At 40.7% G+C, this 13577-nt stretch carries 12 protein-coding genes; 8 read left to right on the forward strand and 4 right to left on the reverse strand.

Going from position 1 to position 13577, the window contains the following annotated elements; all coding sequences use genetic code 11:
- Positions 1–717 precede the first annotated feature (717 nt).
- Together NSS60_RS14865 and NSS60_RS14870 are read right to left on the reverse strand one after the other, a co-directional pair.
- Positions 718–1209 carry a hypothetical protein gene (locus NSS60_RS14865; protein WP_012301104.1) on the reverse strand — a complete coding sequence of 164 codons (492 nt, stop codon included), beginning with the start codon at positions 1207–1209 and terminating at the stop codon, positions 718–720.
- 191 nt (positions 1210–1400) lie between these two features.
- Positions 1401–1841: a JAB domain-containing protein gene (locus NSS60_RS14870; protein ID WP_080985678.1), complete on the reverse strand. Its 441-nt coding sequence runs from the start codon at positions 1839–1841 to the stop codon at positions 1401–1403.
- A 761-nt stretch (positions 1842–2602) separates the two neighbouring features.
- Here NSS60_RS14870 and NSS60_RS14875 point away from each other — a divergent pair.
- Positions 2603–3976 (forward strand): IS1380 family transposase, encoded by a 1374-nt coding sequence (locus NSS60_RS14875; RefSeq protein ID WP_340720985.1) that lies wholly within the window; start codon positions 2603–2605, stop codon positions 3974–3976.
- A 416-nt stretch (positions 3977–4392) separates the two neighbouring features.
- Here the strand turns inward: NSS60_RS14875 and NSS60_RS14880 are convergent, their stop codons facing one another.
- Together NSS60_RS14880 and NSS60_RS14885 are read right to left on the reverse strand one after the other, a co-directional pair.
- Complete coding sequence (locus tag NSS60_RS14880) at positions 4393–4773, reverse strand: PBECR3 domain-containing polyvalent protein (protein WP_192950989.1); 381 nt, start codon at positions 4771–4773, stop codon at positions 4393–4395.
- 12 nt (positions 4774–4785) lie between these two features.
- Entirely contained in the window at positions 4786–5697 is a 912-nt protein-coding gene (locus tag NSS60_RS14885; RefSeq protein WP_241736743.1) for a hypothetical protein, read from the reverse strand.
- A gap of 614 nt (positions 5698–6311) precedes the next feature.
- Here NSS60_RS14885 and NSS60_RS14890 point away from each other — a divergent pair.
- The 7 genes from NSS60_RS14890 to NSS60_RS14920 all read left to right on the forward strand — a co-directional run bounded on the left by NSS60_RS14890 (position 6312) and on the right by NSS60_RS14920 (position 13446).
- Positions 6312–7226 carry a tyrosine-type recombinase/integrase gene (locus NSS60_RS14890; protein WP_340720986.1) on the forward strand — a complete coding sequence of 305 codons (915 nt, stop codon included), beginning with the start codon at positions 6312–6314 and terminating at the stop codon, positions 7224–7226.
- A 38-nt stretch (positions 7227–7264) separates the two neighbouring features.
- Positions 7265–7519 (forward strand): hypothetical protein, encoded by a 255-nt coding sequence (locus NSS60_RS14895; protein ID WP_012301086.1) that lies wholly within the window; start codon positions 7265–7267, stop codon positions 7517–7519.
- 183 nt (positions 7520–7702) lie between these two features.
- Positions 7703–8239 (forward strand): hypothetical protein, encoded by a 537-nt coding sequence (locus NSS60_RS14900; RefSeq protein ID WP_068895934.1) that lies wholly within the window; start codon positions 7703–7705, stop codon positions 8237–8239.
- A 19-nt stretch (positions 8240–8258) separates the two neighbouring features.
- Positions 8259–9008, forward strand: coding sequence for a hypothetical protein (locus tag NSS60_RS14905; protein ID WP_340720860.1), 750 nt, complete (start codon positions 8259–8261; stop codon positions 9006–9008).
- Between the two features lie 56 nt (positions 9009–9064).
- Positions 9065–10024, forward strand: coding sequence for an ImmA/IrrE family metallo-endopeptidase (locus NSS60_RS14910; protein WP_340720859.1), 960 nt, complete (start codon positions 9065–9067; stop codon positions 10022–10024).
- 168 nt (positions 10025–10192) lie between these two features.
- A complete protein-coding gene (locus NSS60_RS14915) occupies positions 10193–11566 on the forward strand; it encodes an IS1380 family transposase (RefSeq protein WP_340720987.1) in 1374 nt (457 codons plus the stop codon).
- 530 nt (positions 11567–12096) lie between these two features.
- Positions 12097–13446: an ISLre2 family transposase gene (locus NSS60_RS14920; RefSeq protein ID WP_075039588.1), complete on the forward strand. Its 1350-nt coding sequence runs from the start codon at positions 12097–12099 to the stop codon at positions 13444–13446.
- Positions 13447–13577: the final 131 nt, after the last annotated feature.

Raw genomic sequence — 13577 nt, forward strand, 5'->3', positions numbered from 1 at the left:
ACAATTATTATAACATCTATTGTTGTAAGTTACAACATCTTTTTTGTTTTCCAAATGAACATATTTTTAATTAATCAATATTTAAACAGGGAGAGTTCTTGCAAAAAAAGAGGAGAGAACCTCCTCATCAGAAGTTGAATCTGATGATTTCGACGATGAAGTAGATTACTAGTATTGCTATGATGCTTCCGTAGATGACTTTATTGAATGGTTGAAGTGTTTTCGGGATGAACTGGGACATCCAAAAGAGGAAAATGGCTGCTGCGATTAGGATAAAAGTGAGGACAACGACTTCTTTCATCTGCTATACCTCCTTCCTTTGTTTGAGAAGGAGGGAATTTTTGTGCGAAGGTGGGTAGAAGGGTGCGGAACGAAGTGGAGCATACGAAGTATCAAGCGATTCGTTGACGACTTGGCTTCCCCAAGCCGTCCGAAGAGCGCAGACCCTTTACGCACCTCACAAACAAAAATTATAATGGGGTGAGGCAAAGGAAGGATCATACTTGGGAAGGAGGCAATAAAATAAGACTCTGTTAGTGTTTGTTGTTGGTTAATACCTTAAAAAAACGGCTTCTCAGATTGGCGTATAACGCGTCTTCAATTGCAAAGTAATGGTTTTATATTCGGAAGAGAAAAAGCGTCTCTATAGGGCATTTATGGCTTTTTAAAACGTATCCCCTTTTGTTCAATCAAAATTTTGCTATATTTTTTCCCTGATCATTTCTTCTGTTGCTCCAATAAATGCTTGGCAAAGCTTTCAACGGTATATTTTGACCAGTATGGCGTTCCGGCTACTACTAAGTCTTCCTTTGGGAACTTTCCTCTTTTGCGATAGACAGCAATCTTGTTTTGGGGGAAATGAATTCCTTTATCCTCTAGATAGCGCGCAAAATCACTTTGGGTGTAGTAGTCTTGGGAGTCTCTAATGATCGAGAAGTTAGGGTTTTTAATCAAATACGTTTCGTTTCTGAAAAACTCCACGATTAGTTGCAACGCAAATTCCAGCCATTCATCTTCAAGGTGCTGATATAGTAATTGGAGCGAGAATGCTTCCTCATTCGGTTTTTCAAAGAATCGAGCCAATTGCAAAAATGTCTTTTCTAACTCACTTAATGTTGAGGAAGTTTTCAATACTTCTTTATTGGATTCATCCAGTAAAGGTTTTAATTGAGGAAATTGATTGATGATCTTTTGTGTAGTATTTTTCATTTAATCCACCTCTTTGTTGTAAGTTACTACAATAATAGCATAAAATGTTGTATATCACAACATTTCTCCTAAAATAAATGGCTGTTTTATTGCAACGCTTTAAAACAGCCCATTTTTGAAAAGCTCGATGCTATTCAAAAATGGAGAAAGGGGAAGAAAGAAAAAGAAGAAGGAAGGAGGAAAACCTTCCTTCAGGAAAAGAATCCTCTTTCTTTGAGGGAAGTGTATTCTGCTTTGTAGTTGATGACTAGGTGATCGAGAACTTCAATCCCTAGTATCCTTCCGGCTTCTGCTAGCCGTTTTGTCATTTCAACATCCTCTCTCGATGGAGTGACGTCACCACTTGGATGCTGATGTGCGACGATGATGCTAGCTGAGTTATTGAGGATTGCTGCCTTAAAGACTTCTCTTGGGTGAACGATGGATGAGTTGAGTGAACCGATATGGCAGCGATGAACGGCAACGACTTCGTTTTTGGTATTGAGGCACATGACTAAGAACACTTCTCTGTCGTCGTCGCCGATGAAGTGTGCTGCCACTTTTGCTGCATCCTCCGGACAACGGATTTTGTGTCGCTCTTCCACCTCCTGAACGATTTGTTTGATGCGTTGGATTTCGTAGATTTTTTCCATGGTTGAACACTCCTTTCTTTGTTTGCCGGTGGGGGAATTTTTGCGCGAAGGTGGGTAGAAGGGTGCGGAACGAAGTGGAGCATACGAAGTATCAAGCGATTCGTTGACGGCTTGTGGGAAGCCCAATGACTTAGCAAGCCTTAAAAGCGATGCTTTTTAGGCTTGGTTAGCCGACTTGGCTTCCCCAAGCCGTCCGAAGAGCGCAGACCCTTTACGCGCCTAACAAGCAAAAATTATAATGGGGAGAGGCAAAGGAAGGAGCGTACTTGGGAAGGAGGTAAAAAATAAAACGCATTTTTAGCCTGTTGCATTTTTTAAATGCAACGGCCTAAAAATGCGCCAAGACAAACTTTTTCAATCTTGGAATGCAACATAATCAAGATTATAGGAATTCCTAAGTTTTCAGTAACGTACACTGCATCTCAGCAAGCCTTAAAAGCTATGTTTTTTAGGGTTGGTTAGCCGACTTGGCTTCCCCAAGCCGTCCGAAGAGCGCAGACCCTTTACGCGCCTAGCAAGCAAAAATTACAATGGGGCGAGGTAAAGGGAGGAGTTTACTTGGGAAGGAGATAATAAATAAAACGCATTTTTGGCCTGTTGCATTTTTTAAATGCAACGGCCTAAAAATGCGCCAAGACAAACTTTTTCAATTTTTATTTTTAATCCTGAATCCGTGACAAAACATCTTTACAATGGTCGCAAACCGTTGATACGATAAGGGAAAACGACGTTGACGACTCTTCATCAAGTAGGTGAATGTGATGAAAGATTTCCCGATTCGGTTTGTATTGACAGATGAAGCGATTACTCCAAGTGCTGGGCTTGCTCTCGTGGGCTACTTACTCCATCGAACGAAACTGGATAAACGGGTAAACGCACTTCGGCTTCCAACGGTTCGTCGAGATGTGCACATTTCCCATAGCGATGTCATTCGCTCGATGATTGGCTTGCTTGCCACAGGAAAAACGGATTTCGATCATATCGAAGCGTATCGTCAGGACGATATCTTTTCGGCATCGATGGGGATTCAGCACGTGCCTTCCTCCCCAACGTTGCGACAGCGTCTCGATCAGCTCGCTTGTCTTCCGATGACCGAAGCAATCATTTGGGAGGAATCGATGCGTCTGTTGGTTCGACAACACGCTACCTTGTCCCCTTGTTGGACCAAAGGGAAAACGACATGGCTTCCCCTTGATATAGATGCTTCCCCATTTGACAACTCCGATACGAAGAAAGAAGGAGTGAGTCGAACGTATAAAGGATTTGACGGTTTTACGCCGTTGTTTGCGTACGCAGGGAAGGAAGGGTATATCGTTCATGCCGAGCTGCGTCCAGGGAAACAACATGTACAAGACAACATGCCTTCGTTTTTAACTACCGCTATCCGTCGAGCTCGTCCGCTGACCTCGTCTCGTCTGCTTGTCCGCATGGATGCAGGAAACGATGCGGAAGCGAATGTGCACGTATGTCTAAAGGAAGACGTGGACTTTGTCATCAAGCGAAACTTACGCCGAGAATCGAAAGCGCTTTGGTTCCAGATCGCTTCGCAAAAGGGCAGACGCGTCGATGATGGACAAACAGAAGGAGTACAAACGTATGAGTTATGCCTTCCACAGACCGCAGCAATCGATGGACACACGTATACGTACGTTCAAGTCACCCAAGTGACGGAACGAACGATGGAACGAAATGGACAGCTGATGCTCGTTCCTGATTACGAAGTCGAAAGCTACTGGGTGCGCCTCGAAGGATACGAGCATGTTCGAATGAGTGATGTGCTCGCATTGTATCACGATCATGCGACATGCGAACAGTTTCATAGCGAACTGAAAAGCGACTTAGATTTAGAGCGACTTCCATCAGGGAAGATGAAAACGAATGCGCTCGTGTTAGTCATGGGAGCATTCGTGTACAACCTTCTTCGCCTGATTGGACAAGATCTATTAAGCGATCCGAGACATCCATTACATCATAAAGTGAAACGCCGCCGCATCAAGACGATCATTCAGACGGTGATCACGATGGCAGGTCGACTCGTCCGCCGATCACGACAGATCTGGATGAAACTGACGCGAAGGAGTGGCTATAGCGAACCCCTTCTGAACATTTACATAAAATGGAGAGAAGGAGCATAACGAACGATTGTTCGCAATTCTGTACTCATCCTAACCCTCTGTCCTTTTTTGTTTTTTCTTTGGTTTATATACCTAAAAAAGATATTTATTTCATTTCTGAGAGTGAAGATGACATCTGTTTTAAACATAAAAAGGGAATGGTGGATCACACATCCATAAAACCAGCAAAAAAGTCAAAGTCGATGTCAATCCATCACGGATTCAGGATATAAAAATATTTCCAGATCTGTGACAGTTGAAAAACCAAAGAAGCTTATGTATAATAAAAGCGAATAAAGTTGCGTATAATTAATTCAGGCAAAGCTTTCAGAGGATGGAACAGGCAGCCATCGCCCTTGCTGGAGATGCGGGAGTGCCACCCCGCCTAAAGCTTTGCCGATCGGATGGAGCCATAGCGTAATATATGCTATGGCTTTTTATTCTTTTTCATATTCGATTAATGCTCCTTTTTTTCTATACTTTTCCACTTTTTCATCGGACATTATGAAAAGAGAACGTGCATAGAAAACACCGCGATTACTAGCCCTGACCGCCACCAAAACATGGTCCTTTTTATCTTCATCATAGAATACTTTTATGTATTCAATTGATGGTTTTTTCGGATGTTTTGCTATATAGTCAGGAGCAGATAATATGTTCTTTAACTGATTAAAATACTTTTCAAAATCATCAGGATGTTCACTTTTCATATGCTCGATATTCGTTTCACCCAGCATAATGGGTGTATTTTCTTTTATACTTAAACCTAATTTTTTGATTACTTGCTGATTTATTACACCAACTTGTTCCGGTTTCATAAGTAATTCCCCCTATTCTTCATGACCATCACTGCTTAACTCTTCATCTGAAAGTTCTTCGTCTTGAAGTAAATCCGATATCTCCCCGTACTCCACTTCTGGGTGCTCACTTAATTGCCAATCTTCGGCATAAGCCAATTTTTCTAGTAGGTCTAGAATAGCATCTGTATTAGAATCTTTAAATCTAATAGAATGCGGTAATGCTAGCCCTGTTACATGTTCATTATTAAACAGGAAAGGACTTTTGAATATTGCAGCATCTCCCACTTCTAACGTATTGATGCCTAAATGGCCCGAATTTCTTAAAAAATACTGGTGACCGGTTAATATACCATCCTCTCGTTTTGTGATAATGAATAGCAGCTGTTCATTTTTGGACTTAACGGGTTTTTCGCTTTTGTTTTTCCCCCATTGGAAAATGTGAAATACCTTTATGATATCTCCATAAAGGAACTTACGTTGCTGGATTACTTTTATAAGCGAATCCAATACCTGTTGATTATCTTCTTTTATTTTTTTAGGCAATTTTTGTTTTACTAAAGTATTGGAGTATGGAATGAGATATGTAGTATGAGATTTTTTACCTTTCTGTTCGCGGTAAATAAGATTTTTTTCAACCAGAACCTTAATCCAGTTATCAATTGTGCGTGTTTGTGTGCCAAAAAAATCGGCAATTTTTTGAATACTATGCCAACTGTGACCATAGCTGTTGTTAGCGGCAAAGCAAAAATATAAGTACAAACGTAAAGGACCAGCTTCTAGGTCAGCAAGATGTTTTTCCTTAAAGGAACTATATAAAGCAATAAAAGATGAATTATTTTCGCTATTTGTTTTCCGCCAGGAACTGTAATACTCTTTTAAAGCCAAGTCTGTATCATCTTCAGCGGTGATAGACGGTATGATGTTAAATCGTTTCTTTGCCATAATTTTCATCCCTTCGATTATTTTTGTGATTTAAAGTTACCACGAAATTATATGTAGAATCAAATGCGTTTAGTTTCTTTGTTTTAAGAAAAACGATGTTTTAAAACGCTAATTTTATTGCGAAATATTTCGTCTAAACTATAAGATAAACTATAACTGATAACAATACGTATATTCAGTCAGCATAGTACACGAATAGCTGGAACGAAAAAAATATCGTGATAAGGCATTTTTTTATTTTTTTTATGAGCAAATTACTGTGGTTGGAATAAAGGTCTGTGAAAGAAGAAATTAAAATTCACTTAACCTGAAAGCGATGTTTAAATGGTTAAAAATTCAATAAAGAACACTAAATAAGGTTACTCACTCTAAAAAAAGGTGAGTTTATTTTTCAACATAACATAAAATATGTTGCATTCAACGATATTCGACAAAACAAGACGAGGTGTTTCTTCGTCTTATATGTGTGATTAAACTGGTCGTATAATTCACATTATATGTCTAACAATCTCGTCTTTTTTATGATATACTCGTCATATAATGTTATTTTTCGAAGTAATTATTTGCTCTTCGAATCATTTTAAACTCGTCGTATAAGTGAAGGGGTGAAAAAGATGTTGAATGAGTATGTTACATACCTTCAGGAAAAAGGCGCTTCCCCAAACACGATCATCTCTTATACCAATGACTTGAATATCTTTTTCAACGATTTACATATCCGTCCGGGTGATTATGTCACGCCGGCCGACATTCGCAAATGGATCCAGCAAATGTTGAATCCGGTGGAAGGGAAACCGTTGGCCATCTCCACGATCAATCGCCGGCTCAATTCGCTGCGAAGCTTTTATGCGTGGGCGGTCGAACATCATAAGATCGAACAGAACCCAATGAAAGACATCCAGGATTTAAAATCAGCCGATGAAGAGAACGAAAAAATTATGTGGCTCACAGAAGAAGAATTTGAGGACTTATTGCATCGGATGCGGAAAAAACCGGTGCAAAGCCGAGGGGTCGATCCCGAGGAGAAATATCGGCGGGACCGCGCGGTGGTGTACTTGCTTACCTATGCAGGATTGCGGGTGGAAGAGTTATCAAATTTAAAACTAACGGACTTAGATTTAGAAATGAAACGAATTCGGATTGTAGGAAAAGGGATGAAGGTGCGGACAGTGCCGATCTCGAATATTTTACTGGCGGAACTGGAGGATTGGCTGGAGTTTCGCGCGGAAATGGCGAAAAAGAAACCGCATGTGGCCGCATCGCCATATGTCTTTTACAGCCAGCGCTCACCAAAGTTTTCAGTACGTGGCATCCAGCGAATGATTGAAAGCTACAGCCTTCCGAACAAAAAGCTTACGCCCCATATGTTCCGGCATACGTTTTGTAAGTGGATGTTAAAGGCGACGAACAACGATATCGAGAAAGTGCGGAGGCTTGCTGGTCACAGCAATATCGCCACGACATCACGATACTTAAAAGACAGCTATAGTGATTTGGCTGATGCAGTCGAGGCGCTGCCGAAGTTCTAACCTAAGCAAATTTGTTTCAGAAGGGAGAAAACCAATCGATGATGGATTCATTGCAAATCATTGACGGGTATTTTAGCAATAAGGAGTTTTATATGCGCAGCGTGGCTGGATTTCCGTTAGAAGGTCGCTTCAAGGCCGCCGGCTTGCGTTCCTTGGCACGATTGATCGATGAAAACGAGCCTTTTTCTTTCACGCTAGGTCCCAACACCGTGCTCCACGTTCCTGTGGAGCTCAATCGGCAGCTGAAAAAAGAGCTATTCATGATTGCGGAGAAGCTTGATGAAAAGGAATAAACAGCGAAAAACGGTGTTTCATTTAGGGAATCTGGTGAATGACCCAAACTCGTCATTTACTGAATCATAAGCCGACGCCTCAATAGATTTTTCTCCTTTCTGTGAAGGAGATAGGGGAGAAGTCGATGAAATAATGTAATAATTATAAAGAAATTAACTTGTTAGATAGAGAGGGGAGTAAGATTGGCAAAGCAAACAAAAATTTGTGCATGTGGACATACAGCACCTATAGATTTTGATCAAGAACAAATAGAATTAACAGGTAAAGTAAGTGATCTGAATATGCTTGATCCTATAAGCTATAAAGCAGAAGCAACAGAGTTGTATAAGGGTATAGAGCTGTACTACTATTACGAAGAAGATACTTTAAAATTTATAGATGACGGGAGCGCACCTAAAGCAAAATTCAAGAACTTATGTGAATCATGTTTGTTGGAAACTTTACAAACTGATGAACCACATTATGGCGATGGTGTATATTTGACCCAACACAAGCAATTGTTTGATAATGCTACCCATGAAGAGGTGAAAAAAAGTCACGGAATTTCTTATAGAAAACACCGCGCTACATATGTTTGTCTTGATGAAAGTGTATTTCGAAAAATATATAAAACCGGAGGGGTTGTGCGTTCTTGCAAGCATACAGTACAAACAATAGGTGATAAAAAAATGGTAAGTGTAGATGATGGGGTTTTGTTTCAGCTTTACTTAGACTGGTAAGAAAGGAGGGGAGAAAATAATGATAACAGGAAAAGGAATTATTGATGATTTCTTTAATAAAAAGAATCCTATTGATAAAAAGAAGATATTATCCAATATATGTAAATATACATATATATATTATGGAATAATCCCATTTGCAAGCTGGTTTGCAAAAGATGAAAGAGGAGTATCTTATGAGGATTTGTTGTGGGAACTTTTCCGATCAGCAAATGCAGAAGAAACTTCAATTGGGGCTTTTTTATTATTGGCAGAAATAAAAGAAAAATATCCTCCTGTACCAATTGGATTCGCTCAACGGGCATTGACTATCTGGTGTCAACGAGATTTTAAGGACGATAAAGTACTGGCTTATGTATTTAATCGTTTCCCTCAAAATCGTAAAGAATGGATAAAAATATTAACTGATTATGGACGATTCAAAGGTGATATACAATTAAAATGGGGAGATTCATCTTTAGAAACTATCTTACATCTTTGTTTGACCATGATAAAAGGAGTACAGACATGTAAAATAGAGCAGATAGATTACTTTCTCAAACCTGAACTGGATCGATCTTTGAACCTTCTTACCAAACAGATAATCGGTTTAGTGAACAATAGCGAGGAAATTAGTAATCATTTTATCAATGAATTGCTGTCAGCAATTCCAAACAGTAATTTGAAATTAACTACACGTATGTTAGCTTTTCAACTATTGACAATGAAAAAAATAAAAGAACGAGTTGAACCATCACACATTGCCAGAGTTTTTTTAGTTCTTCTGTAGATGCTCCGTCTCCCCTTGGAGCTTTATTATATAATACAGCAAAAGAAATAAGTGATTTGGCAGAGGATATTCCAATTCCTTTAAAGTTGGTAGCACGATCAAACCGTTATATGAATGAAGACTACAGCCAAATCAAGCCTGAGGCATGGAAGGAAATTCTTCATGCCTTTCATACTGAAATAAAAAGTAATCACAGTATAAAGAAACTTCAATATCCAGAAGGATTTACAAATGATATGATTGTCAGATCACTGTTAAGAGAAACAAAAGTACAATCACCTATTGATCCGTTTGAATTATGCGATCAATTAAATATATTGGTTAAGACAGTAGAATTACCTCATAACATAGAAGCATTTACTATCAAAAGTGAATCGGCTGATAAGGGAATGATTGTACTGAATTGTAATTTTCGAGAAACAAATAGGCAAAAGTTTACGTTAGCACATGAGATCGGTCATCTTCTAAAACACTCCTTTCCAAATGGAACTAATGTTTTAGTGGATGAACGTGTAGAAGAGTTGCTTTCTAATCAATATACACCGTGGAATCAATATGTTAATCTGCAATGGGAAAGGGATGCAAACGATTTTGCGCATCGTTTGTTATTACCTACGGGATCGATTGAAGAAAAGCAGTTAAAAAGGATTCAATCCGATTTTGTAAGTAATATATCGTTTTTTTCAAAAAAATGGGAAATTTCTATGAGTGTCTTATCATCGAGACTAATTTCTGTTACAGATATAGAGATGATACTTATTATCTCAGAAAATGGGGATATTGTATTTTGTCAAGTTTCACCTTCCTGGGAAGGAGAAACAGTGTCATTAAAGAATTGTACTGTCCCTGATAATTCTCTTACGTATGATTTCATCTACTGTGAAAAATTTAGTTATACATCGCGGCCAGGTCAAACGAATTTAAATATTTGGTGTAAGGAAGCAGATGATATCTTTCTAAAAGAAGAAGTATTTGCCACTGGTTATGGAAAAGTGTATACATTTTTGTATAAGTAAAGTTTAAATAAAGTGTAACATTAAAAGAAGAAATGAGAGCTAACGTCAATTCTTGCTGCTCTCATTTCTTTCCTGAATCCGTGACAAAACATCTTTACAATGGATGCAAACCGTTGATACGATAAGGGAAAACGACGTTGACGATTCTTCATCAAGTAGGTGAATGTGATGAAAGATTTCCCGATTCGGTTTGTATTGACAGATGAAGCGATTACTCCAAGTGCTGGGCTTGCTCTCGTGGGCTACTTACTCCATCGAACGAAACTGGATAAACGGGTAAACGCACTTCGGCTTCCAACGGTTCGTCGAGAAGTGCACATTTCCCATAGCGACGTCATTCGCTCGATGATCGGCTTGCTTGCCACAGGAAAAACGGATTTTGATCATATCGAAGCGTATCGTCAGGACGATATCTTTTCGACATCAATGGGCATTCGGCACGTACCTTCCTCCCCAACGTTGCGACAGCGTCTCGATCAGCTCGCTTGTCTTCCGATGACCGAAACCATCATTTGGGAGGAATCGATGCGTCTGTTGGTTCGACAACACGCTACCTTGTCTCCTTGTTGGACCAAAGGGAAAACGACATGGCTTCCCCTTGATATAGATGCTTCCCCATTTGACAACTCCGATACGAAGAAAGAAGGAGTGAGTCGAACGTATAAAGGATTTGACGGTTTTACGCCGTTGTTTGCGTACGCAGGGAAGGAAGGGTATATCGTTCATGCCGAGCTGCGTCCAGGGAAACAACATGTACAAGACAACATGCCTTCGTTTTTAACTACCGCCATCCGTCGAGCTCGTCCGCTGACCTCGTCTCGTCTGCTTGTCCGCATGGATGCAGGAAACGATGCGGAAGCGAATGTGCACGTATGTCTAAAGGAAGACGTGGACTTTGTCATCAAGCGAAACTTACGCCGAGAATCGAAAGCGCTTTGGTTCCAGATCGCTTCGCAAAAGGGCAGACGCGTCGATGATGGACAAACAGAAGGAGTACAAACGTATGAGTTATGCCTTCCACAGACCGCAGCAATCGATGGACACACGTATACGTACGTTCAAGTCACCCAAGTGACGGAACGAACGATGGAACGAAATGGACAGCTGATGCTCGTTCCTGATTACGAAGTCGAAAGCTACTGGGTGCGCCTCGAAGGATACGAGCATGTTCGAATGAGTGATGTGCTCGCATTGTATCATGATCATGCGACATGCGAACAGTTTCATAGCGAACTGAAAAGCGACTTAGATTTAGAGCGACTTCCATCAGGGAAGATGAAAACGAATGCGCTCGTGTTAGTCATGGGAGCATTCGTGTACAACCTTCTTCGCCTGATTGGACAAGATCTATTAAGCGATCCGAGACATCCATTACATCATAAAGTGAAACGCCGCCGCATCAAGACGATCATTCAGACGGTGATCACGATGGCAGGTCGACTCGTCCGCCGATCACGACAGATCTGGATGAAACTGACGCGAAGGAGTGGGTACAGTATACTCCTACTGAATGTGTATCAAAAATGGAAAGAGGCAAGATAACAAACAGATGTTCGTGTACTCATATCCATCACTCCCCCCTGTACTTTTTTTGTCTCTTTTTTGGTTTGTATCTCCATAAAAGAGGATTTATCTCGTTTTCAAACATGAAAGTGGTGCAGGGAATCATCAAAAAAAGGGATGTATGGATCATATATCCATAGAACTAACACCAAAATCAAAGTTGATTTCCAACCATCACGGATTCAGGCTTAGGTTATTTTCTATATCTAATTGTTGATCTTGGTACGGTTGATCAGCTAGCTCAACTTGTCCCATGAACACATATTCATTTTCTCGGAATACTTCAAAAAGATAGAGGTCTACTCCATTGGTAGTTGATTCTGCCAATGTTTTGTTTTGTTGGAAGTCTAGTATGAGTAAAATGTTTGTGGGAGAAAAAAAGACAGGTTCCTGATTTGGTATAATAAGGAACCTGTCAGATATGTAAGCAAAATAGATGAAAAACGGGCTCTCCTCCTGGTAAGGTAGTAAGTGCGAAAAAAATACAACCAAAGAAAGGAGTGGAGCCCATGCAGGATTATATCACAAACGGCTTGACATTAAAAGAGATCGAACAGTCTTTATTTAGACATATGCAAAAACAATATGGTCATCTCCTTCAACAGGTGTTGGAGGAGATCGACCGCACATTGGCAGAACAGCGGGACAAGAAACGATATGCGCTCAAAGATAAGCGGACGATCCGACTCCAAACGCTATTTGGAGAGGTGGAAGTGAAGCGAAACTACTACTTTGACCGTGAAAAAAAGGTGTATACGTCTTTACTCGATGTCTTTCTCCAGTTCGATGGGGCGCATGGAGTGAGTCCGCTATTAGAGGAGACAGCGATTCATCTCGCCGTGACGGGTTCTTCGTATCGACAGGCTGCGCAGTCGCTTGAAAAGCTGGTGGGGTATGCATGTATGAGTCACGAAACGATTCGCCAGTCCATCATCGAGGCAGAGGTGGAAGGGCACCGTGCGATGGAGAAAAAAGGGCGCGTGTTTTTTATCGAAGCAGACGGGTTGTACGTGAAACGTCAACGAAGCCGCATCAAAGGAAAAGAAGAAAAGATCATCACGATTCACCAAGGATGGGAGAAAAACGGGAAACGCGTATCCTTAGTGAATCGACGGTATATGGTTCATCAAACGAATGAACCGATTTGGGAAGCTGTAGAGAATTTTCTGATGAAGGAATACAGCTATGATCCGTTTGAGGATTGGGTGGTCATCAATGGAGATGGAGCCCCATGGATTACAGCGTGTCGAGAATATTTCGGGGACAGGGGGTACTTTCAGCTTGATCGGTTCCATGTGGCAAGAGAGATTCGTCAATTGTTCCGAGGTCATGCGAGATATCGGGTGATTCGAAAGAAGTTAGCATCATGGGATGAAGAAGGTGTGTTACGAGAACTCACAAGTGCCATCGGTACGTTAGAACATGAGGAGAAGGAAAAGCAACTCGAGGCGCTTGTTCGTCGAATCGAGGAGATACCAGGATGTTTACGTGACTATCGCGTATGGTTGAAGGAAAAAGGGATTGACACGACAAACATGAGGGCGATGGGGAGTGCGGAAGGAACGATGCATGTGTTTGCGAAACGAAGTAAAAACGGTCGAAGTTGGAGGGATGCAGGGATTGAAGCGATGTTGCGAGCGATCGTCGCGATAAAAGATACGTTACTCATTCGGACACGCGATGGAGTGATGTATGGCGTGGAAGAACGAGAAGAAACGAAACGAGAAACGATCGTGAAAAAGGCACTGAAGCGCGTGCAAACGCAAATGACAGAAGTGGTACGAGATAACATCCCATACCTTCGCCAATCTTCAGGGACACCGATTTACGAGGCATTGCAAGCATTGAAAGGTTTTTAAAACGAGAGAAAACGCACATACCTACAGGATGAGAGTAAGTAAAAGCGCTTACATATAACGATTTTATAAAACCATATATAACCAAAAAAATCGGTCGAGAAAAAAATCTCCCACAAAGTCTTGACTCAAAC

This window comes from Anoxybacillus sp. FSL W8-0382 (assembly GCF_038003845.1).
In the GTDB taxonomy this organism is placed as follows: Bacteria; Bacillota; Bacilli; order Bacillales; family Anoxybacillaceae; genus Anoxybacillus; species Anoxybacillus flavithermus_G.